Source organism: Streptomyces sp. NBC_01450 (genome assembly GCF_036227505.1).
Lineage (GTDB): Bacteria > Actinomycetota > Actinomycetes > Streptomycetales > Streptomycetaceae > Streptomyces.
This window is the reverse complement of sequence record NZ_CP109480.1, coordinates 2659943-2681824: the sequence shown is the minus strand read 5'-3', so window position 1 is coordinate 2681824 and position 21882 is coordinate 2659943. Positions and strand designations below refer to the sequence as shown.

Sequence of the window (21882 nt, the reverse complement as noted above, 5' to 3'; positions counted from 1 at the left end):
CCATGATCCGTACGACACGTACGCGCCTCGCCGTGGCCGTCCTCGTGTGCATCGCGCTGCTGACGGCCGCCTGCGGCAAGGAGGGCAGCCCGCCCACCAAGGGACCCGCCGCCGGCAAACTGCCCCACTACCAGGTGGCAGAAGGTTTCGAGCTCCCCTCCTCGCCCACCTGGCAGAGGGCCAGGAAGCGCGGCTACCTCAACATCGGCGTCAAGGAGGACCAGCCGTACCTGGGCGAGAAGGACCCGGCGAGCGGCACCTACTCCGGCTTCGACATCGAGATCGCCAGGATGATGTCGGCCTCGCTCGGCTTCGACCCGAGCACCATCCGCTTCAAGACGATCGCCTCGGCCAACCGCGAAACCGCCCTGCAGAACGGCCAGATCGACTTCTACGTCGGCACCTACACCATCAACGACAACCGCAAGAAGCTCGTCGGCTTCGCGGGCCCCTACTACATGGCCGGTCAGTCGTTGCTCGTACGCAAGGACGAGAACGACATCCACGGCCCCCAGGACCTCGCCGGCAAACGCGTCTGCTCGGCGGCCGGTTCGACGCCGTACCAGCGCATCCAGACCGACTACCCGAAGGCGACGCTCGTCGCCTACGACACCTACTCGGTCTGCGTCGACAACCTGCTCACGTACCAGGTCGACGCCGTCACCACCGACGACGCGATCCTGATCGGCTACGCGGCGAAGGTGCCCGACGAGCTCAAGGTCGTCGGCAAGCCGTTCTCGAAGGAGCCGTACGGCATCGGCGTTCCGCGCGACGACAACGCGCTGCGGTTCGCGCTCGACGACGCGCTGGCGGCCCGCGAGAAGAACGGCGACTGGAAGAGGGCGTACGAGGCGACGCTCGGGCTCTCCGGAGTGCCGGCGCCCACCCCGCCCGCCATCGACCGCTACCCGGCGAGCTGAGCGAGGCCGATGTGAACGTACTGATCGACAACTTCCACACCTTCGCCGAGGGATTCCTCGGCACGGTCGAACTCACCGTCTACGCGAGCGTGCTGGCCCTCGTGCTCGGCTTCCTGATGGCGTCGTTCCGGGTCGCGCCGGTCGGCTCCCTGCGGGCCTTCGGCACGGTGTGGGTGACCGTGCTGCGCAACACCCCGCTCACCCTGCTGTTCTTCGCCGTGCTGCTCGGGCTGCCCCGGTTCGGACTCGTGCTGCCCTTCGAGGTGTTCGCGGTCCTGGCGCTCGGCTGCTACACCTCCGCGTTCATCTGCGAGGCGTTGCGCTCGGGCATCAACACCGTGCCCAAGGGGCAGGGCGAGGCGGCCCGCAGCCTCGGCATGACCTTCAGCCAGACGCTGTCCGTGGTCGTCCTTCCGCAGGCATTCCGCTCCGTGATCCCGCCGATCGGCTCCACGCTGATCGCCCTCGCCAAGAACTCGGCGATCGCCGGGGCGTTCAGCGTCAACGAACTGCTCGGGACCTACAAGACGCTGAGCGAACTCGGCTACAACATCGTCTGGACCTTCATCTGGATCGCCGTCGGCTATCTGATCATCACCCTCACCATCAGCGCGATCTTCAACTACCTCGAACAGCGCTGGGGAGTCGCCCGATGACCGCCACTGCCCCCGAATCCACCGCCCTGTACGACGTCCCCGGACCCAGGACCCGGCAACGGCACCGGCTCTACGCAGCCGTGTCCACCGTTCTGATCCTCGCCCTGGTCGGCTGGATCCTCTATCTCCTCTTCGACACCGGCCAGTTCACGTACACGAAGTGGATGCCGTTCGAGTACAAGGGCATTCAGGAACTGCTGCTGCGGGGCCTGGGCAACACGCTGAAGGCCTTCGTGATGGCCGCGGTGCTCTCGCTGGCGCTGGGCACCGTGCTCGCGACGGGACGCCTGTCCGACCACCGTCCGGTGCGCTGGATCGCCGCGCTGGTCGTCGAGTTCTTCCGTGCCATGCCCGTACTGGTGATGATCTTCTTCATCTTCGTGGCGCTGAAGGTCCAGCCGCTGCCCGCGCTGGTCGCGGGGCTGACGCTCTACAACGGCTCGGTGCTCGCCGAGGTCTTCCGCTCCGGGGTGAACGCCGTCGAACGCGGTCAGCGGGAGGCCGCGTTCGCGCTCGGTATGCGCAAGACCCAAGTCATGACGTACGTCCTCGTCCCGCAGGCCGTGCGGGCCATGCTGCCCGCCATCATCAGCCAACTGGTGGTGGCCCTGAAGGACACCTCGCTCGGTTATCTCATCACCTACGAGGAGTTCCTCCACGCCGGGAAACTGATCGCCTCCAACCTCGACTACGATTTGCCGTTCATCCCCGTGGTGATGGTGATCTCGCCGATCTACATCGGGATGTGCATGCTGCTCTCCTGGTTCGCCCAGTGGGTGTCCCGGCGGGAGCAGCGCAGTCCCAAGACCGAGGCCGTGCATGTGGCACCGGCCGAAAAAGGGACGCTGCTGCCGGGTGGGGGTCCCCCCACAGCCCCGAGACAGTAGGGGGACCAGCAGCTCACAGGGTCAGTCCCGGCCGGCGACAGCAGCCGGAGATCACTGCTCGCGCAGGGGAACGGACACGTAGGACGGGTCGTTCGCCGGTGAGGAGAAGGTCAGCTGCGCGCCGGACGGGTTGTGCTCGATGTAGAGCGGGTCGACCGTGTCGACGACCAGGGCGAGCCGATGCCCTGCCGGGACGTCGTAGGCCGTGGAGTACAGCTCCAGGTCGACGCCGAACGGCTCTCCGGGCGTCTGCCCGTGGAAGGTGTACGGCGCGTTGCTGACCAGCTTGCCGAGGCCGAGCGGGCCCACGTCGTAGAGGTAGGCGACGAGGGTGCCGCTCTCCTTGGTCGGAGTGAGCGTGGTGTGCAGCGTGGTGGTTCCACGCACTCGCTGGACGCTCGGGTACTTCTCCGACTGCCAGACGGCCGCCCAGCGGCGCGGCAGCAGCGGGATCGACGCCATCGGGGGCACCTGGGCGATCTGGTCGAGGATGCTGGAGAGGAAGATGATCCCGCCGTCCGCGCCCGAGTCGACGTTGGTGTGGATCGTGGTGGTGCCCGCGAGGGCGATCTTCTTCCTGGTCGCGCCGACCGACTTCCAGTCCGGGTAGCCCTCGTAGGCGCCGGTGGTGCGGGGCTTGAGCTGGACGGGCTGCTCACGGTCGATGCCGTTGTCGACGCCCCTGAGGTAGTGGTCGAACCAGCGGCCGGTGTCCGTCCACACGTCGTTGGGGAGCCCGAACAGGCCGGTCACCTCGGCGGTGGCGTGGTCGCCGGGGCGGAACTCCAGCCGCTTGGGGCCGGTCAGCTCCTCGTAGAACCTGGCGTACTGGTTGGGCGGGAAGATCGTGTCGCCCCAGCCGTTGGCCATGAAGACGGCCGCGCCGTTCTTGTTGAGCTGGTCGACATAAGTCTCGGGGGAACGTTTCTTCCCCCAGGCGATCATCTCCTGCTCCTTCGACAAGTTCGAGGCGAAGAAGTCCAGAAGCGTCTGCTGGAGTTCGGCACTCGGGCGCCCGGTGATGGCCCCCGCGACGCCGAGCAGGGCGGTGGCCTGGGAGTGCTGGGTGCGGCCCGAGTAGATCGAGTCGATGAGGTCGGCCCAGCCGCTCATGGCGGAGACCGCCTTGATCCTCTTGTCGTGCGCGGCGGCGAGCAGACTGATCCCGGCGCCGTAGGAGACGCCCGCCATGCCGACCTTCTGGGCGTCGGCCGGGGTGTTCGCCAGCGCCCAGTCGATCACCTTGGAGGCGTCGGCCACGTCGGGCGGTCCCGCCACTTCTATCTCGCCGCCGGACTGCCAGAAGCCGCGCACGTTGTACGTGAGCACCACATAGCCGGAGTCGGCGAGCTTCTGGGCCTGTGCGAGGTACTCGACCTGGGGCAGGCCCCAGCTCGTCGGCATGACGAGGAGCGGGTACCTGCGGCTGCCGTCGGCGCCCGCGGGGGTGACGACGTTGGCCTTGAGGACCGTGCCGCCGTCTCCGGCGATGTCGACGAAGCGGACGCCGGCGGAGGCCGCCTGGGCGGTGGGGGCGAGCCCGAGGGCGGTACCGGCGATCAGGGCCGCGGACACGGCACCGACGGCGGATGTGCGCAGGGCATGGCGATGCTGTCCCACGGGCCACTCCTCACTCGTGTCAGTAGAATGTGACCCGACGGTAACCTCGCCGCCTTACCGGAAGTAACCCGTCGGTAAGTTACGCACGGGTAAAGATTGTCGGAGGGCGGTGAAATCTACGAGGCGCGGTGGGAGTTGGGGGCTGGCGCAGGTGTCGGCAGCGGGGTCTGGGCGGCCCGGGTCACATCGGCGACGAGTTCGACGACATCGGGTCCGTACGCCTGTGAATTCACGACCTTCAGGAGCAAGATGAAGGAGTTGCTGCCGTGCTTGCGCGCCAGACGCTCGTGGTTGCGGGCGAGATAGCGGGTCGCCGCCTGGTTGGTGATCGCGCGCTGCCCGCAGAAGAGGAAGACGGGACGGGTCAGGCTGGGTTGCCCGGCTGTGAGCCGTGCCAGCAGCACGTATTCGATCAGGCCGGACTCCATGCGGTAGCGCTCGCTGCCGATCTGGAACGCCAGTCGGTCCGGGCCCGGTTCCGGGTCGGTGTTCACGCGTACCCCGGGCAGCATGGCGTTCATGTGGGCGGCCATGCGCCGATTCGACCCCGGGCCGCCGACGCAGAACTCCGTCCGCTCTCCGAAGCCCTGTCGGGCCGCGTCCTGGGTGATCACCTCGGCGTGCGCGCCGCAGTCCTTGATGAGCGCGGAGAGTTCCAGGAGTGCGAACACGTCGTAGCGGTGTACCGCGAGGTCGGGGCTGCCCGCGTCTCGGTTGACGACGAGCAGCGACTCGGAGTTGTCGGGCAGCCCGAAGAAGGCCTGCTTTCGGCGGAGCTTCCGTTTCCAGAGGTAGGTGCGGGCGAGCCAGCCGAGCGCGGCGCTGATGGCGGCGGCGACCACGCCGAGAACGATGTTGCGCACGTCGTCATTCATGGGCGCGCATGGTAGCGGGAGTGCGGACCGGTGTTCGAGGGGGTCCTGACGGGAGGGCGGCGGTGAAGTTACGCTGCGCGGACGGCTGTTGACTGGAGGTACGGATGCGTCGCCCTGTTGCGCGGAATCTGGCGGTCTTGGCGGTTTCGGCCGCGGTGGTGTCGGTCGGCGCGGCGGCGCCACCCACCGCCGTGACGGCCTCCTCCCGTACCACCCCGGCGAAGGTGCCGGTCGCCGTCGGCTACGGCGGCGCCGTGGCCAGTGTCGACGCCGACGCCTCCGCCGCCGGGATCGAGGTCCTGAAGAAGGGCGGCAACGCGGTGGACGCGGCGGTCGCCACGGCGGCGGCCCTCGGCGTCACCGAGCCGTACTCCTCCGGCGTCGGCGGGGGCGGCTACTTCGTCTACTACGACGCCAAGTCCCGTACGGTGCACACGATCGACGGCCGCGAGACGGCGCCGCTGACCGCCGACTCGGGGCTCTTCCTGGAGAACGGCCAGCCGCTCGCCTTCGCGGACGCCGTCACCAGCGGGCTGGGCGTGGGCACACCGGGCACGCCCGCCACCTGGCAGACGGCACTGGACAGCTGGGGCAGCAAGCGGCTCGGGAGCGTACTGAAGCCCGCCGAGCGGATCGCGCGCGACGGGTTCACGGTCGACGCGACCTTCCGCTCGCAGACCGAGTCCAACCAGGCCCGCTTCAAGAACTTCCCCGACACCGCGAAGCTGTTCCTGCCCGGCGGTTCGCTCCCCGTGGTCGGCTCGACCTTCACCAACCCCGATCTCGCCCGCACATACGAGGAGTTGGGCAAAGAGGGCGTCGGCGCGATCTACCACGGCGACCTCGGCAAGGACATCGTCGCCACCGTGAACAAGCCCCCGGTGGATCCGGGTTCGGGTTACAACGCCCGCCCCGGCAAGCTGTCCTCGAAGGACCTGGCGGCCTACCGGGCGAAGCGGCAGTCCCCGACGGAGACGTCGTACCGCGGCCTGAAGGTCTACTCGATCGCTCCCTCCTCCTCCGGCGGCACGACGGTCGGCGAGGCGCTCAACATCCTTGAGAAGACGGACCTTTCGAAGGCGAGCGAGGTCCAGTACCTGCACCACTACATCGAGGCCAGTCGGATCGCGTTCGCGGACCGGGGGCGCTGGGTGGGTGACCCCGCCTTCGAGGACGTTCCCACGAAGGAACTCCTCTCACAGAAGTACGCCGACTCGCGCGCCTGCCTGATCAAGGACGACGCGGTCCTGACGAGCCCGCTCGCGCCGGGCGACCCGCGTCATCCGGCGGCCTGCTCCACCGGCGGCACGGCCGCCCCGACGACGTACGAGGGCGAGAACACCACCCATCTCACGGTGGCCGACAAGTGGGGCAACGTCGTCTCCTACACCCTCACCATCGAGCAGACCGGCGGCAGCGGGATCACCGTCCCGGGACGCGGATTCCTCCTCAACAACGAGCTGACGGACTTCTCCTTCACCCCGGCCAACCCGGCCGTCCATGACCCGAACCTGCCCGGCCCCGGCAAGCGCCCGCGCTCGTCGATCTCCCCGACGATCGTCCTGGACCGGCACAACCGGCCCGTGGTGGCGCTCGGTTCGCCCGGCGGCGCGACCATCATCACCACCGTCCTGCAGACGCTCACGGAGTTCCTGGACCGGGGCCTGCCCCTGGTGGACGCCATCGCCGCCCCGCGCGCGAGCCAGCGCAACGCGGCCCAGACCGAACTCGAACCCGGCCTGTACGACAGCGCCCTGCGGACCCAGCTCGAGTCCCTCGGCCACTCCTTCAAGCTCAACCCCGAGATCGGCGCCGCGACAGGCGTCCAACGCCTCCCGAACGGACAGTGGCTGGCAGCGGCCGAGAAGGTGCGGCGCGGCGGCGGCTCGGCGATGGTGGTGCGACCGGCGTCGTAGTGAGCGGCGCCCGCGCGCTCGTCGACGTCGGTGCGCCGGTGGGGATCAGCGGGCCGTGAGGATGCGCGGGCCCGTCCGGGTGATGGCCACGGTGTGTTCGGTGTGGGCCGCGCGGGAGCCGTCGTCGGTGCGCAGGGTCCAGCCGTCGGGGGCCGCGTGGAAGCCGTCGCTGCCACCGCCGATGAGCATGGGCTCGATCGCGAGCACCATGCCGTGGCGCAGGGGGAGGCCGCGGCCCGGGCGGCCCTCGTTCGGGACGGGCGGGTCCTCGTGCATGCGGCGGCCCACGCCGTGGCCTCCGAAGCCGTCCGGGACGCCGTACCCCGCCGCGCGGCACACCGTGCCGACGGCGTGTGCGATGTCCCCGATCCGGTTGCCGACGACGGCCGCCTCGATGCCCGCCGCGAGGGCCCGCTCCGCGGTCTCCACGAGCCGCACGTCGGCCGCGCGCGGCTCGCCCACGATGAAGCTGATCGCCGAGTCGCCGACCCAGCCGTCCAGTTCGGCCCCGAAGTCGATGGAGACCAGGTCGCCGTCCCGCAACCGGTAGCCGGTCGGGATGCCGTGCACGATCGCGTCGTTCACCGAGGCGCAGATGACCGCGGGGAAAGGGGTGGGAGCGAAGGAGGGCCGGTAACCGAGGAAGGGGGAGCCGGCGCCCGCCTCGCGCAGCACCTGGTGGGCGACCCCGTCCAGCTCCAGCAACGAGACGCCCACGTCCGCCGCCTCACGCACCGCCGTGAGCGCCCGGCCCACGACCTGCCCCGCCTCGTACATCGCGTCGATCGACGTGTCCGTCTTGAGTTCCACCATGCCAATTACTATACCGGTATTAGAATGGGTCCATGGTACGTAACCCCCTGACCCCCGAAGAGCGCGAACGCGGCGAGTGCCTCGGGCGGTTGCTGCGCGAGGCGCGCGGCGGCCGCAGCATGGTGGAGGTCGCGGCGACCGCCGGGATCTCGGCCGAGACCCTGCGCAAGATCGAGACCGGACGGGCTCCCACCCCCGCCTTCTTCACCGTCGCGGCGCTGGCGAGGGCGCTCGGGCTGTCCATGGATGACCTGGATCACAGGACTCTGCGTTCGGCCCGAAAACTCCCCGTAGCGATTCCGTAACACGGAGGGTGTTTTCTACCCGACCGGAGTACTCCAGTCGGGCGGGGAGTTGTGTGATGGCGGTGGAACAACTCCCGGGTCAAGTACGGGAGTTCGCGAGTTACCTGAACGGGCTGATGAAACGGCTCGATCAGGACGGCGGCTGGTGCGCGGTGTTCTGGCAGCGTGACCCCGACGGCATGCGAGCCTGTCTGGACGGTTGGGAAGTGCCACCGTGGGACGTCGTGGAGTCGCTCCTCCAGGACCTCACCGCGGAGCAGGGCCCCCAGATCGCGGCCCAGGAGGCCCAGCGCGCCCGTTCCCTGCACGGCGCCTCGCTCGCCGCGTACGACGGCCGCCCGGGCGGCCGGGACGCCCTCGGTGACCGTCTCGACGTCATGCTCCGCGAACAGCGCTACGCGGCGGAGCGCCAGGCCGAACTGAGCCGGCAGCTCCAGACGGCCACCACCCACGAGGAGGCCGACGCCGTCCGGCTCGACCTGGCCTGGGCCCACGACGACCACGAACGGGCCACCGTCCGATGCGTCGAACTCCGCCACCGGATGGACAACCTGGACCGCCGCGCCCTGCGTACCCACGCATCGGGCGCGTTCGACTTTTCCGGGGGCGCGGGCGGCGGTGTCGTCCGCGTGGCGCCGCGAGACCCGGCGACCCCCGGTTCCGGGCCGTACGATCCGGCGGCCGCCCGATCGGCCAGAAGCGACTCGGCAGCCGCCCGTCCCGGTCCGTACGACCAGGCAGATACCGGCACCAGTGCTGGTATCAGTGCCGGTACCGCCCTCGGTCCGGGCGACGCCGAACCCACCCCGACTGCCACCCCCGTCCCCAGACAGCGTTCCAAGCGTCGCCCCCGCGGCGGCGCCCGCTTCGCCGGGATGATGGAGGCCGAGGCGGCCCCTGTGGCCGTCCCGGAGACGGCGACCCCGCCCGTGTCCGCCCCGGCCGCGCCGGGCGGCCGTAGCCCCCGTGGGGCCCGTTTCGCGGGTGCCGCCGGGGCACCGGCGCAGCCGCGGACCGAGGAACGGGCCGAGGCGCGCACCGAGGCGCTGGACGAGGACGCGCGGCGGGCCACCGCCGAGACCGTGCGGACCCTGATCCGGCTGCGTCGCGAGGGCCGCGGCGGCGAGGCGCACGGCGTGCTCGTGGAGGCCGCGTACTGGCCCTCCGACCGCTTCCCGCTGCTCGCCGCCGAACTGCACCGGGCGGGCCTCGACGCGGACTGGGCCACCCTGCTCTGGGAGGCCGCCTCACTCCCCGCCGACCGGCTGGTCGGCGCCGCGGACGCGCTCGTCGCGGCCGGCCGCGACGCCGACGGCCGGCAGATGCTGCGCCAGGGCGTCGCCCGCCCGGCTCACGAGATCGGGACCGCCGTGCTGAGCCTGGCGGAGGAGGGGCGGCAGCGTGAGATCCGGGCGCTGCTCGACGCGTACGTCCGGGTCCGCACCCCGGAGGAGGCGGCCCGCAGCGCGGAGGCCGACCCGGGGCGTCTGGTGCCGCTGCTGCTGGCGGCCGCCAAGGGTGTCTCCGAGGAGCGCCACTGGGACCTGGTGCACGCGTTGAGGGTGGCCGGGTTCACGGCCTGAGAGCGTGGGGGCGTGGCCGGTTTCGCCGCCCGAGTGATCCGGGAAGGCATTCCTGAGCCCGTCGAGCCGTGACCCACCGGATCGGCCGCTCACCCACAGGGGTGCGAAACGTGATCGACTCAGCGGGTTAACGGCGATGGTCTTGGCAAGGCTGTCCGCTGGGCTTACTTTCGAGCCTCTACCGCCTTTGTCTACGGGCGTAGAGGCTCTCTGACGTCTCGTCGAAGGAGCAGCTCATGGCCAACGTCGTACGCGCCGCTCTGGTCCAGGCCACCTGGACCGGCGACACCGCATCCATGGTCGCCAAGCACGAGGAGCACGCCCGCGAGGCGGCCCGGCAGGGCGCCAAGGTGATCGGATTCCAGGAAGTCTTCAACGCCCCCTACTTCTGCCAGGTCCAGGAGCCCGAGCACTACGGCTGGGCGGAGCCGGTTCCCGACGGGCCCACCGTCACTCGTATGCGGGAGCTCGCGCGCGAGACCGGCATGGTCATCGTGGTGCCCGTGTTCGAGGTCGAGCAGTCCGGCTTCTACTTCAACACCGCGGCCGTGATCGACGCCGACGGCACCTACCTCGGCAAGTACCGCAAGCACCACATCCCGCAGGTGAAGGGCTTCTGGGAGAAGTACTACTTCAAACCGGGCAACCTGGGCTGGCCGGTCTTCGACACCGCGGTGGGCAGGATCGGCGTGTACATCTGCTACGACCGCCACTTCCCCGAGGGCTGGCGACAGCTCGGCCTGAACGGCGCCCAGCTCGTCTACAACCCCTCCGCCACCTCCCGTGGCCTCTCCGCCTACCTCTGGCAGCTGGAACAGCCCGCCGCGGCCGTCGCCAACGAGTACTTCATCGCCGCGATCAACCGGGTCGGACAGGAGGAGTACGGCGACAACGACTTCTACGGGACCTCGTACTTCGTCGACCCGCGCGGCCAGTTCGTGGGGGAGACGGCCAGCGACAAGGCCGAGGAACTGATCGTCCGTGACCTCGACTTCGACCTGATCGAGGAGGTCCGCCAACAATGGGCGTTCTACCGCGACCGGCGGCCCGACGCATACGAGGGGCTGGTGCAGCCGTGAGCGACCTGTACGCACGTCACAAGGCCGTCCTGCCCGACTGGCTGGCCCTCTACTACGAGAACCCGATCGAGATCACCCACGGCGAGGGCCGCCACGTCTGGGACGCCGAGGGCAACAAGTACCTCGACTTCTTCGGCGGCATCCTGACGACGATGACCGCGCACGCCCTGCCCGAGGTGACGAAGGCCGTCAGCGAGCAGGCCGGACGGATCATCCACACCTCCACGCTCTACCTCAACCGGCCGATGGTCGACCTCGCCGAGCGGATCGCCCAGCTGTCCGGCATCCCCGACGCCCGCGTCTTCTTCACCACCTCCGGCACCGAGGCCAACGACACGGCCCTGCTGCTCGCCACCGCCTACCGGCAGAGCAACCAGATCCTGGCGATGCGCAACAGCTACCACGGCCGTTCCTTCAGCTCGGTCGGCATCACCGGCAACAAGGGCTGGTCGCCGACCTCCCTCTCGCCGCTCCAGACGCTGTACGTCCACGGCGGCGTCCGCACCCGCGGCCCCTACGCCGAGCTCGGCGACGCCGAGTTCATCGCGGCCTGCGTCGACGACCTCAAGGACCTGCTCGGACACGTCCGCCCGCCCGCCGCCCTCATCGCCGAACCCATCCAGGGCGTCGGCGGCTTCACCACTCCGCCCGACGGTCTGTACGCGGCCTTCCGCGAGGTCCTGGACCAGCACGGCATCCTGTGGATCGCCGACGAGGTGCAGACCGGCTGGGGCCGCACCGGCGAGCACTTCTGGGGCTGGCAGGCGCACGCCGCCGCCGGTCCGCCGGACATGCTCACCTTCGCCAAGGGCATCGGCAACGGCATGTCCATCGGCGGCGTCGTCGCCCGCGCCGAGATCATGAACTGCCTCGACTCCAACTCCATCTCGACCTTCGGCGGCTCGCCGGTCACGATGGCCGCGGGCCTGGCGAACCTCACGTACCTCCTCGAACACGACCTCCAGGGCAACGCCCGGCGCGTCGGCGGCCTGCTCGGCGAGCGGCTGCGGGCGATCTCCGTACCGCTCGACCACGTACGGGAGGTACGCGGGCGCGGGTTGATGATCGGCGTCGAGCTGGTCAAGCCCGGCACCGACGAGGCGAACCCCGAAGGTGCCGCCGCCGTGCTCGAAGCGGCCCGCCAGGAAGGCCTGTTGATCGGCAAGGGCGGCGGTCACAACACCAGCGTGCTGCGCCTCGCACCGCCGCTCTCCCTCACCGTCGCGGAGGCGGAGGAGGGCGCGGCGATCCTCGAGCACGCGCTGAGGTGTCTCCAGTAAGAAGTTCTGAGCAAGGGAACGTGTCATGACCACCGCCACCGCCTTGGAACCCGCCCTGTCGGTACGCCAGGTCCTCGCCCTGGACCGGGTGCTCGCCGGAGAGCCCGAGGTGGTGGCCGGTGCGGGCCACCTCGACCGGTCCGTGCGCTGGGTGCACGTCGCCGAGGCCGCCGACGTGGGCGTGATGCTCAGCGGCGGCGAGATGGTGCTCACCACCGGGGTCCTGCTCGCCGGCGACCCGGACGCGCAGGCCGAGTACATCCGGTCGCTGCACCGCGCGGAGGCGGCGGCCGTGGTCCTCGGACTCGGCCGGGCCTTCCCGACCCCGCCGGACGTGATGCGCCGGGCCGCCGAGCGCTGCGGACTGCCCATGGTGGTGCTCCACCGGCCCTTCCCGTTCGCCGAGCTGACGGAGGAGGTCCAGTGCCGGCTGGTCAGCAGCAAGTTCGCGGCCGTGAGCCTCTCCGAGGCCGTACGGACCGCGCTCACCGGGCTCATCACCACGGGCGCGCCCCTGCAGCGGATGCTCGACGAGATCGCCGTGCACGCCGCCTGCCCGGTCGTCGTCACCAACCTCGCCCACCGCGTCCTCGCCACGGCGGGGGAGCGGTCCGCGGTCGACGACGTGCTGCGTGACTGGGAGCGCATCGCCCGGCAGGCGGGCGGCAGCGAGGGCGACGGCTGGATCCGCGCCGAACTGGGCGGGCGCGGCGAGCGATGGGGCCGCATCGTGCTGTGCGGCTACCGGGGCGACGCCGCCACCGGGCGGCTGCTCGCCGACCGCGCCGCCGAGGCCCTGGTCCTGCACAGGATGCTGGGCGGCTCCGTGCACACCTGGGAGGAGGAGTCCGCGCAGAGTCTGCTGACGGACCTGGTGAGCGGGGTCGTACCGGCGCGGCAGCTGCTTCCGAGGGCCAGGGCGGCCGGGCTGCCCGTCAACCGACGGGCCTTCGTGCCGCTGGTGGTACGGGACGGCGAACCGAGCCAAATCGATCGCGTACTCCGTCTGTTGGGGCTCCCTGGGCTGGTCGCCGAGCTCGCCGACGGGGCCACCGCCGTGCTGCTCAGCCTCGCCCGCGATCTGGACGCGGAGGCGCTGGCCGCCCACTTCGCGCTGCGGCTGCGCCATGAGACCGGCATCCGTGCGACCGTGGCGGCGGCCTCGCCCCGTACCGCCTGGGACGACGTCCCCGGCGGCCTGCGCGAGGCCCTGCACGTCGCCGAGGCCGCCGCCGACGCACCCGCCGACCAGGACCAGCCGGTGCTCGTACGGCTGCGTGACGTCCATCTGCGGGGCCTGATACGGCTGTTGCGCGACGACCCGAACGTCCAGTCCTTCGCCGAACGGGAGCTGGACGGACTGCTGTGCGGAGCCGACGCCGAGTCGGAGCTGCTGCCCGTGCTGCGGACCTATCTCGCGACCGGCCGCAACAAGTCCCGCACCGCACAGCTCCATCACGTCAGCAGGCCCGCGCTCTACCGCCGGCTGGAGGCCATAGAGGCCCGGCTCGGCGTCGACCTCGACGACTTCGAGCAGGCCGCCTCCGTACACATCGCACTGCTCGCACACGACGCGCAACAACGGTGAAACACGGGACGACTCAGGTGAAACATGCGACAACGCGGGGGTGACACCGTGGAACGGCACAGCGCCTCAGACGTGACACGGTGCAACTCAAAGCCGTGGTCCGGGCTTCCTAGGCTCCTGGGGCGGGCGCCGGAAGTGCCGTCTGCCCCACGACGCCCGGCACGCACTCTCGCCGCACCGGGCACAAGCCCAAGTACATCCAGTACGAGGACTTGCGCCCGGCACGCCGAGAGCACGCACCGGACGCCGCAGGGCCCGCCCTCCGGGCGGACGACGGCACTTCCGGCGCCCGCCCCAGCACACCGAGCGACCGGAGGTCCCGATGAGCAGAGTGATCCGCGCCGCCGTCTTCCAGACTGCCTGGACCGGCGACAAGGAGTCGATGATCCAGGTGCACGAGCAGGCGGCCCGCGACGCGGCCGCGCAGGGCGCACAGGTGCTGTGCTTCCAGGAGCTCTTCTACGGGCCCTATTTCTGCCAGGTCCAGGACAAGGCGTTCTACGAGTACGCCGAGCAGATCCCCGAAGGCCCGATCGTCCGGCGCTTCCAGGCGCTCGCCAAGGAACTGGGCATCGTCCTCGTGCTGCCGATGTACGAGGAGGAGCAGCCCGGCGTCCTCTACAACACGGCCGCCGTGATCGACGCGGACGGCTCGTACCTCGGCAAGTATCGCAAGCACCACATCCCGCAGGTCGAGGGCTTCTGGGAGAAGTTCTACTTCCGTCCCGGCAACGCCGACTGGCCGGTCTTCGACACCGCCGTCGGCAAGATCGGCGTCTACATCTGCTACGACCGGCACTTCCCGGAGGGCTGGCGTGCGTTGGGCCTCGCGGGCGCCGAGATCGTGTTCAACCCGTCGGCCACCTCGCGCGGACTGTCCTCCTACATCTGGCAGTTGGAGCAGCCCGCGGCGGCCGTCGCGAACGAGTACTTCGTGGGTGCCATCAACCGCGTGGGCGTGGAGGAGCTGGGCGACAACGACTTCTACGGAACGTCGTACTTCGTCGACCCGGAGGCCCAGTTCGTCGGGGAGGTGGCCAGCGACAAGGAGACCGAACTCGTCGTCCGCGACCTCGACATGGCCAAGCTGCGCGAGGTACGCGACCGCTGGCAGTTCTACCGGGACCGCCGTCCCGACGCGTACGAGCCGCTGACCGCGCCGTAGCCCGGCGGGGCTCTGGAGTCCGCCGGGCTTCCCGCGCCCCGGACGGGGCGCGGGGCTGTGGCATTACGCGGCTCCGCCGCGTGGGCGCGACCGGCCACGAGTGACCCGCAGTTTTCAGCGCACGGCAGGAGAGAGAGGGAGCATGAGCAGCCGTACCGTCATCCGTAATGGCCTCGTCATCACCGCGTCCGACGAGATCCACGCCGACGTCCTGATCGAGGACGGCCGGGTCGTCGCCCTCGCCGCGACCGGCACCCCGGCGGCCGAGTCGTGGACGGCCGAGAAGACCATCGACGCCACCGGCAAGTACGTCATCCCGGGCGGCGTCGACGCCCACACCCACATGGAGCTGCCCTTCGGAGGCACCTTCGCCTCGGACACCTTCGAGACGGGCACCCGGGCCGCGGCCTGGGGCGGCACCACCACCATCGTCGACTTCGCGGTGCAGAGCGTCGGCCACTCGCTGCGCGAGGGCCTCGACACCTGGAACGCCAAGGCCGACGGCAACTGCGCCATCGACTACGCCTTCCACATGATCGTCTCCGACGTCAACCAGGAGACGCTCAAGGAGATGGACCTGCTGGTCCAGGAGGGCGTCACCTCCTTCAAGCAGTTCATGGCCTACCCCGGCGTCTTCTACAGCGACGACGGCCAGATCCTGCGCGCCATGCAGCGCTCCGCCGAGAACGGCGGCCTGATCATGATGCACGCGGAGAACGGCATCGCGATCGACGTCCTCGTGGAACAGGCGCTGGCGCGCGGCGAGACCGACCCGCGCTTCCACGGCGAGGTGCGCAAGGCGCTCCTGGAGGCCGAGGCCACCCACCGGGCCATCAAGCTCGCCCAGGTCGCGGGTGCTCCGCTGTACGTCGTGCACGTCTCGGCGCAGGAGGCGGTCGCCGAGATCGCACGGGCGCGTGACGAGGGCCTGAACGTCTTCGGCGAGACCTGCCCGCAGTACCTTTTCCTGTCGACCGACAACCTCGCGGAACCGGACTTCGAGGGCTCGAAGTACGTGTGCAGCACGCCCCTTCGGCCCAAGGAGCACCAGGCCGCCCTGTGGCGGGGCCTGCGCACCAACGACCTCCAGGTCGTGTCGACGGACCACTGCCCCTTCTGCTTCGTGGGCCAGAAGGAGCTGGGCCGGGGCGACTTCTCGAAGATCCCCAACGGCCTCCCGGGCGTCGAGAACCGCATGGACCTGCTCCACCAGGCCGTCGTCGACGGGCACATCTCGCGTCGCCGCTGGATCGAGATCGCCTGCGCCACCCCGGCCCGGATGTTCGGCCTGTACCCGAAGAAGGGCACCATCGCGCCGGGCGCCGACGCCGACATCGTCATCTACGACCCGCACGCCGAGCAGGTCATGTCGGTCGAGACCCACCACATGAACGTCGACTACTCGGCGTACGAGGGCAAGCGCGTCACCGGGCAGGTCGAGACCGTGCTCTCGCGCGGCGAACCGGTCATCACCGAGCGGGAGTTCACCGGACGCGCGGGTCACGGCGTCTACACCCCCCGCTCCACCTGTCAGTACCTTCTCTGAGCGACTAGGAGTGGCGCCATGGACTTCGGACTCGTCCTGCAGACCGACCCCCCGGCCTCCCGCGTCATCGACCTGATGAAGCGCGCCGAGGGCAACGGCTTCACGTACGGCTGGACCTTCGACTCGGCCGTGCTGTGGCAGGAACCCTTCGTGATCTACAGTCAGATCCTCGCGAACACCGAGAAGTTGACGGTCGGGCCGATGGTCACCAACCCGGGCACCCGCACCTGGGAGGTCACCGCCTCCACCTTCGCGACGCTCAACGACATGTACGGCAACCGCACGGTGTGCGGCATCGGGCGCGGCGACTCGGCGATGCGCGTCGCCGGGCGCAAGCCCAACACCCTCGCCCGGATCAGCGGTGCGATGAAGGTCATCCGCGCCCTCGGCCGTGGCGACGAGGCCGACCTCGGCGGCACCGTCGTCAAGTTCCCCTGGGTCAAGCCGGGCGCCGAACTCCCGGTCTGGATGGCCGCGTACGGTCCCAAGGCCCTGAAGATGACCGGTGAGGAGGCCGACGGGTTCATCCTCCAGCTCGCCGACCTCTATCTCACCGAGTACATGGTCAAGGCCGTGAAGGACGCGGCCGTCGAGGCGGGGCGCGACCCCTCCGAGGTGAAGATCTGCGTGGCCGCGCCCGCGTACATCACCGAGGACGACTCGCCGGAGGCGCTCGCCCACGCGCGTGAACAGTGCCGCTGGTTCGGCGGCATGGTCGGCAACCACGTCGCCGACCTGGTCTCCAAGTACGGCGAGCACTCCGCCGCCGTGCCCGAGGAACTCACCGACTACATCAAGGCCCGCGAGGGCTACGACTACTCCCACCACGGACGCAGCGACAACCCCGACACCAAGTTCGTGCCGGACGAGATCGTCGACCGGTTCTGTCTGATCGGCACGGCCGAGCGGCACATCGAGAAGCTGAAGGCGCTGCGCGCGCTGGGCGTGGACCAGTTCGCGGTGTACGACATGCACGACGCGCAGGAGGCCGTGATCGACGCGTACGGGTCGAAGGTCATCCCGGCCGTCAACGGCTGACAGCGCCGCCCCGGGCGGCCGACCCCCGGCCGCCCACCGCACCACCGGCCGCACCCAGGCCTCCGCTCCCCCTCCCCATACGTCCCCTTCCCCCCCGTCCGGGGAAGGGGATCACCGCACCACCGCACCCGCACAACCCCCCACGGCGTCACCCGCACGGCCTCTCCCGACACTCCTCACTTGATTGGCCTGCCCATGACCGAGACCGTCCCCAGCGAGGGCCCGCCCGTCGCTCAAGTCACGCTCGCCGACGGCCGGGTGGAGATCGCGCCCGACGCGCCCGCGCCCACCGGCCCCTACGCCAACGAGGACCTGCTGCCGGTCCCGGTCGAGAAGCGCACGTGGACCACGTACAACTTCTCGGCGCTCTGGGTCGGCATGGCCCACAACACCGCTTCCTGGACCCTGGCTTCCGGCCTGATTGCCGTCGGCATGGACTGGAAGCAGGCCGTGCTCACCATCGCCCTGGCCAACCTGATCGTGCTGGTCCCGATGCTGCTCACCGGGCATGCCGGTCCCAAGTACGGCATACCCTTCCCCGTCTTCGCCCGCGCCTCCTTCGGCGTCCGCGGCGCCAACCTGCCCGCTGTCGTACGGGCGTTGGTGGCCTGCGGCTGGTTCGGCATCCAGACCTGGATCGGCGGCGAGGCGATCTACTTCCTGGCCGGGAAGCTCTTCGGCGACGGCTGGAAGAACGCCTCGCACATCGGCGGCTACGCGTGGACCATGTGGCTGTCGTTCGCGATCTTCTGGGTGCTCCAGGTCGCCATCATCTACCGGGGCATGGAGACGATCCGGCGCTTCGAGAACTGGGCGGCGCCCTTCGTGCTCGTCGGCGCCGGTGCGATGCTGTGGTGGATGAGCAGCAAGGCGGGCGGCTTCGGCCCGCTGCTCGACCAGCCCTCGAAGCTCGGCTGGGGCGGCGACTTCTGGAAGCTGTTCTGGCCCTCGCTCATGGGCATGATCGGTTTCTGGTCCACGCTGTCGCTGAACATCCCCGACTTCACCCGGTACGGCAAGAGCCAGAAGGCGCAGACCTGGGGTCAGGCGCTCGGTCTGCCCACCACGATGACGCTCTTCGCGTTCCTGTCCGTCATGGTCACCTCGGGCTCGCAGGCCGTGTACGGCGAGGCCGTCTGGGACCCGGTCCAGCTGGCCGCCAAGACCGACAACGTCTTCGGCCTCCTCTACGCGCTGGTCACCGTGCTGGTCGCGACCCTGTCCGTGAACATCGCGGCCAACCTGGTCTCGCCGGCCTTCGACTTCTCCAACCTCGCACCACGGAAGATCAACTTCCGTACCGGCGCACTCGCCACCTGCGTCCTCGGCGTGCTGATCTTCCCCTGGAAGCTGTACTCCGACCCGCAGGGCTACATCTTCACCTGGCTCGGCCTCGTCGGCGGTCTGCTCGGCACCGTCGCCGGCATCCTCATCGCCGACTACTGGATCCTGCGCCGCACCAAGCTCGACCTCGCCGACCTGTACCGCACGGGCGGCCGCTACTGGTACGACGGCGGCTGGAACTGGCGGGCCGTCGTCGCCTTCCTCACCGGCGGTGTCCTGGCGGTCGGCGGCGCCGACTTCCACCCGCTGATCGACGGGCGGCCCATCCCGGCGCTGAAGTCGCTCGCCGACTACGGCTGGGCGGTCGGACTCGGTACGTCGATGGTGCTGTACCTGGTGCTGATGCTGCTGCGAGGCAAGGAGAAGACCGCCGTCTGACCCGTGCGGCAGGACAGCCGCCGGACAACGGCGGATCGACAGTGGCCGCCGGAGCGGCGCGGCGGTGGGAGAACGGTCAGCCCTTCTGGCCGTTCTCCAGCGTCGCCACCACATCCTTGGCGGCCTTGATGGCGCCCTTGTTGATCTCGTCCGTACTGGGCGCCTTCTTCGTCTCGAAGTCGCTGCCGTTGTACGTGACGACCACCAGCGCGTTGGACGCGCGGACGATCACCACCCCCTCGCGGGTCTGCTGCTTGTCCGTGGTGGTGAGGTTCACGACGGAGTAGGCCGAGTCGCCGAGGCCGGGAACCACCCCTCCGCCGCTCTTGTCCGCGACGCGCCCTGTATAGGTCTTCTGTGCCGCTTCGGCTGAATCCTTGATCTCGTACGAGACGTCCAGCCAGTGGTAGTCGAAGCCCTTGAGCGCGTTCCAGGAGCAGGTGCGGCGCACCGACTTGTCCGTCGACGGAATCTCCTGCCCGGCCGTCTTGGCGCCCGGGACAAGGGCCTTGACCGTCTTCTCCGTCACGCCGGTGCAGGGCGCGGGAGCCACGGTGTACTTCCTCGCGACCGCGGTCGCCGAGGGTCCTGAGGTGGCCTCCTGCGTCTTCTGCGGCGACTTGGGGGCGGTGGCGGCCGGAGTCGTCGTCGAGGGACTGGACGACATGACCCAGCCCGTGCAGGCGAGCACCGCGACCGGCAACAGGCGTGCGGTGAGAGCGAGTGGCAGAGGAAGAGAATGCACGGCGCACTTCTCGTGGGGGACGGTGGGGAGCGAGTCCACACTGTGGACGGAACGCCAGTGTCACATGACTCCCTGTGGGGCGGAAGTGCCAACTCGCTCCGTGGCTGTGCGGTGACAGTGGCTCACCGGTGAGGGCCCCCGCCCCACTTCGCCGTCACCAGCCACACCGCCGCCCGGAGCCGAACACCGCGATCCGTCTCATAAGGACGCAAGGTGTCCTCCAGGGCCGCGCGCGTGGCGGCGTCGACCGTCCGGCCGGGCGTGCGGGAGAGGACGAAGCCGACGGCGTCCGCGGCGTCGCGCCCCCATGTCGTCTCCGCCGCGACCGCGGCCACCGTCACGTCGTCCCACCCGTGCAGCACCTCGCGGATGCGCGCCGGGTCGGACAGGGATGCCATGGCGGCCTGGACGGCGACCGTCGCGGCGTCCGGTTCGTCCAGGAGTTGTCCGAAAAGACTCAGGGCGCGTGACTCCTCCACCTCGGGACCGGCGGGCTGCGGACAGACGAACGCGAGCCGCCCGCCCGGCCGCAGCGCCCGCGCCAGGTTCCGGAACGCCGTCACGTGGTCCGCGAAGAACATCACCCCGCCCCGGCTGATCAGGACGTCGTATCCGGCGGGCGGGAAGGGGTGGGTCTGCGCGTCGGCGAACTCGTACGCGACGTTGGTGACCCCCTGCGCGGTGGTCGTGGCCCGGGCCAGGTCGAGCAGGGGTGCCGAGATGTCGACCCCGACGGCATGCCCGTGCGCCGCCAGCCGGCCCGCGATCCGGGTCGTCGCACCGGCCCCGCAACCGACGTCCAGGACCCGCTCGCCCGCGGTGATCGCCGCCGCGTCGAAGAGCGCGTCGTTCAGACCCGACACGAGCGTGTCATAGCGCTCGTGATGACTCGCCCAGTGGTTGCCGAGAGCGCCGTTCCAGGCCCGTGCCTGATCAAAGTTGGCGATCCGTGTCATGAGGTCTCCTCGGTCGTGCGGACGGGCAGCGCGCTCTCGATCCGGTCGACGGCGGCGAACGCGCCGTACGCCACGAGACGCACCAGGCAGTGGTCGGTACGCATGGGTTTGCGCCAGGCCGTCACGTCCTCGTCCGTGATCCGGTACGGGGCCAGCGCGGCCAGCAGCGCGAGACGTGCCCCGGGCCGCGAACGGCCGGGAAGCCCGTCCCACGCGAGCGGCGGATGCGAGCCGTCCCAGTCCCGGAGCGTCTCCCGTACGAGGAACCGGTCGGCCTCGTCGAGAAGACCCTCCCCCTCGGTGGCGGCGGCCCGCAGCGCGGCGTAGGCCGGGCCGACGGTGGTCCCGCGCGCCCAGTGCGGACCGGGCCCGGCGTCGTCGAGGAGTTCCAGGCCCGCACCCGGCGCGGGGCGCCGGCGCACCGTCCGGGCGACGGACCGTCCGGCCAGACTCCGCACCGCCCGGAACCGTTGCATGTTGCCGGGCAGCAGACTCTCGGTGAGCAGCGCCGACACCACACGGTTGATGAAGTGGAAGGACAGGGCGGTGCCGATGTAGGCGGGGGCGTGCGCGACGGGGAAGGGGTACGGCGTCAACCCCGGCGCCCCCGGACTCCGGGTCGCCCCGCCCCACGCCAGCACCCGCGCGTGCTCCTCGTCGGCGGGCGTCTCACCGCGCGCCACCGTCTCCGCGAGCCGGTGGTCCCCGGTCGCGTGCAGCAACATCGTGTGCGCGTCCACGCAGAACGGGCACCGATTGGCGACGGACACCCCGAGCGCCGCGAGTTCCTTCCCCGTCCGGCTTCCCTCGCCCGCGATCAGCGACTCGCGCATCAACGCCCAGGCGGAGGCCATGAGATCGGGTGCGGACGAGAGCACGACGAAGGTCACCGCGCGCTCGATGCCGAAGTCGTCGGCGAGCTGGGCGTAGACGCCCGCGACCCGGCCGGTGGCCGACTTGGGCGGAGACGGGGTGGTGAAACGGAAGGGAGTGGGCATGGGACGCCTCCTCGTGGGAAATGTGCACGGGGCCACCGCTCGGCCGCCGTCGCCACCCTCCTTCAGGAAGGCGTCCACGGACGTCGTCCACCCGAAGGCAATCCGAGCTACCCCCGCCCGGCCCCCGCACGCCGCGATCTACTCCAGCCGGAGTACGCCGGTCCCCCTCCACAGGTCTGACGCCACTGCC

General features: G+C 70.2%; 19 protein-coding genes. 13 read left to right on the top strand and 6 right to left on the bottom strand.

All coding sequences use genetic code 11. From position 1 onward, the window contains the following. Positions 1-2 precede the first annotated feature (2 nt). Genes OG568_RS12300 through OG568_RS12290 form a run of 3 tightly spaced genes read left to right on the top strand, consistent with a single transcriptional unit; the run spans position 3 to position 2463 of the window. A complete protein-coding gene (locus OG568_RS12300) occupies positions 3-920 on the top strand; it encodes a glutamate ABC transporter substrate-binding protein (RefSeq protein WP_266630610.1) in 918 nt (305 codons plus the stop codon). An 11-nt stretch (positions 921-931) separates the two neighbouring features. Next, the gene (locus tag OG568_RS12295) at positions 932-1576 is read left to right on the top strand and encodes an amino acid ABC transporter permease (protein ID WP_329531500.1); all 645 of its coding nucleotides are present in this window, start codon (positions 932-934) and stop codon (positions 1574-1576) included. Continuing rightward, positions 1573-2463 carry an amino acid ABC transporter permease gene (locus tag OG568_RS12290; RefSeq protein WP_329531499.1) on the top strand — a complete coding sequence of 297 codons (891 nt, stop codon included), beginning with the start codon at positions 1573-1575 and terminating at the stop codon, positions 2461-2463. The genes OG568_RS12295 and OG568_RS12290 overlap by 4 nt, the downstream gene beginning before the upstream one ends. A 51-nt stretch (positions 2464-2514) precedes the next feature. Here OG568_RS12290 and OG568_RS12285 read toward each other — a convergent pair whose 3' ends face one another. Together OG568_RS12285 and OG568_RS12280 are read right to left on the bottom strand one after the other, a co-directional pair. After that, positions 2515-4083, bottom strand: coding sequence for a CocE/NonD family hydrolase (locus OG568_RS12285; protein ID WP_329362500.1), 1569 nt, complete (start codon positions 4081-4083; stop codon positions 2515-2517). Between the two features lie 116 nt (positions 4084-4199). Beyond that, complete coding sequence (locus OG568_RS12280; protein ID WP_329531498.1) at positions 4200-4958, bottom strand: hypothetical protein; 759 nt, start codon at positions 4956-4958, stop codon at positions 4200-4202. A 104-nt stretch (positions 4959-5062) separates the two neighbouring features. Here OG568_RS12280 and ggt point away from each other — a divergent pair, with 104 nt between their 5' ends. Then, a complete protein-coding gene (gene ggt / locus OG568_RS12275; protein WP_329531497.1) occupies positions 5063-6874 on the top strand; it encodes a gamma-glutamyltransferase in 1812 nt (603 codons plus the stop codon). Between the two features lie 45 nt (positions 6875-6919). Here the strand turns inward: ggt and map are convergent, their stop codons facing one another. Next, positions 6920-7687 (bottom strand): type I methionyl aminopeptidase, encoded by a 768-nt coding sequence (gene map, locus OG568_RS12270; RefSeq protein WP_329531496.1) that lies wholly within the window; start codon positions 7685-7687, stop codon positions 6920-6922. 32 nt (positions 7688-7719) lie between these two features. Here map and OG568_RS12265 point away from each other — a divergent pair, with 32 nt between their 5' ends. The 9 genes from OG568_RS12265 to OG568_RS12225 all read left to right on the top strand — a co-directional run bounded on the left by OG568_RS12265 (position 7720) and on the right by OG568_RS12225 (position 18993). Then, positions 7720-7992, top strand: a complete 273-nt coding sequence (locus OG568_RS12265) for a helix-turn-helix domain-containing protein (RefSeq protein WP_266587725.1) — start codon at positions 7720-7722, stop codon at positions 7990-7992. Between the two features lie 56 nt (positions 7993-8048). After that, positions 8049-9575 carry a hypothetical protein gene (locus OG568_RS12260; RefSeq protein WP_329531495.1) on the top strand — a complete coding sequence of 509 codons (1527 nt, stop codon included), beginning with the start codon at positions 8049-8051 and terminating at the stop codon, positions 9573-9575. Positions 9576-9811: 236 nt separating this feature from the next. Further along, positions 9812-10654, top strand: a complete 843-nt coding sequence (locus OG568_RS12255; RefSeq protein ID WP_266428739.1) for a nitrilase-related carbon-nitrogen hydrolase — start codon at positions 9812-9814, stop codon at positions 10652-10654. Further along, on the top strand, positions 10651-11934 hold the full coding sequence (locus tag OG568_RS12250) for an aspartate aminotransferase family protein (RefSeq protein WP_266587729.1): 1284 nt from the start codon (positions 10651-10653) through the stop codon (positions 11932-11934). The genes OG568_RS12255 and OG568_RS12250 overlap by 4 nt, the downstream gene beginning before the upstream one ends. 25 nt (positions 11935-11959) lie before the next feature. Then, positions 11960-13522, top strand: coding sequence for a PucR family transcriptional regulator (locus OG568_RS12245; protein WP_329531494.1), 1563 nt, complete (start codon positions 11960-11962; stop codon positions 13520-13522). Between the two features lie 322 nt (positions 13523-13844). Then, positions 13845-14687, top strand: coding sequence for a nitrilase-related carbon-nitrogen hydrolase (locus OG568_RS12240; RefSeq protein ID WP_266428731.1), 843 nt, complete (start codon positions 13845-13847; stop codon positions 14685-14687). A 142-nt stretch (positions 14688-14829) separates the two neighbouring features. Beyond that, positions 14830-16233 (top strand): dihydropyrimidinase, encoded by a 1404-nt coding sequence (gene hydA / locus OG568_RS12235; protein ID WP_266428728.1) that lies wholly within the window; start codon positions 14830-14832, stop codon positions 16231-16233. 18 nt (positions 16234-16251) lie between these two features. Then, positions 16252-17271 carry a TIGR03842 family LLM class F420-dependent oxidoreductase gene (locus OG568_RS12230; protein WP_266587734.1) on the top strand — a complete coding sequence of 340 codons (1020 nt, stop codon included), beginning with the start codon at positions 16252-16254 and terminating at the stop codon, positions 17269-17271. 195 nt (positions 17272-17466) lie between these two features. Beyond that, entirely contained in the window at positions 17467-18993 is a 1527-nt protein-coding gene (locus tag OG568_RS12225; protein ID WP_329531493.1) for an NCS1 family nucleobase:cation symporter-1, read from the top strand. A 76-nt stretch (positions 18994-19069) separates the two neighbouring features. Here the strand turns inward: OG568_RS12225 and OG568_RS12220 are convergent, their stop codons facing one another. The 3 genes from OG568_RS12220 to OG568_RS12210 all read right to left on the bottom strand — a co-directional run bounded on the left by OG568_RS12220 (position 19070) and on the right by OG568_RS12210 (position 21692). Continuing rightward, on the bottom strand, positions 19070-19738 hold the full coding sequence (locus OG568_RS12220) for a hypothetical protein (RefSeq protein ID WP_329531492.1): 669 nt from the start codon (positions 19736-19738) through the stop codon (positions 19070-19072). Positions 19739-19860: 122 nt separating this feature from the next. After that, positions 19861-20694 carry a class I SAM-dependent methyltransferase gene (locus tag OG568_RS12215; RefSeq protein WP_329531491.1) on the bottom strand — a complete coding sequence of 278 codons (834 nt, stop codon included), beginning with the start codon at positions 20692-20694 and terminating at the stop codon, positions 19861-19863. After that, a complete protein-coding gene (locus OG568_RS12210) occupies positions 20691-21692 on the bottom strand; it encodes a carboxymuconolactone decarboxylase family protein (RefSeq protein ID WP_329531490.1) in 1002 nt (333 codons plus the stop codon). Before OG568_RS12210 ends, OG568_RS12215 begins: the two co-directional genes overlap by 4 nt. Positions 21693-21882 lie beyond the last annotated feature (190 nt).